At 62.7% G+C, this 426-nt stretch carries 1 pseudogene; it reads right to left on the bottom strand.

What is annotated here, in order from left to right:
* A pseudogene (locus HUA75_RS46360) lies at positions 1-328 on the bottom strand (hypothetical protein); the annotation flags it as partial.
* Positions 329-426: the final 98 nt, after the last annotated feature.

Raw genomic sequence — 426 nt, forward strand, 5'->3', positions numbered from 1 at the left:
CTTCGCCGAAGGTTGTCAGCGCTCGACATACCTCCCCATCACCGCATTGCATGTCCGTCAGGCACTGGCTGTCAGAGCAGTAGTTGGCCTTGGCCCGGGCATCCGAAAGACAGCCCATGGGGAATTCGCAGTCCGAGTCGCGCTTGCAGTTGCGGTGATAGCTCTGCAGCCGCAGTCGCTCTTCGCTGCGAAGTACCGGTGCAACCCTTCGCCCGTGCTCCAGTTGCTGCTCTGGCATTCCAAGCCGGAGAGCGCTGCCCAGGAGGATCACCATGGGGAGAGGGAACAGCAGGGCGACACAGGCGCCGACGGCCGTGCGCCAGCTCATTCCCCGCACCTCCGGAGGCACTCTTCGCTGTCCTCCTTGCCGTTCTCGCAAAACATCGCGTGCTCCGCTTCTGAACACTCCCTGTTGGGGATGTTCTC

This window comes from Myxococcus sp. CA040A, assembly GCF_013336725.1.
GTDB lineage: Bacteria > Myxococcota > Myxococcia > Myxococcales > Myxococcaceae > Myxococcus > Myxococcus llanfairpwllgwyngyllgogerychwyrndrobwllllantysiliogogogochensis.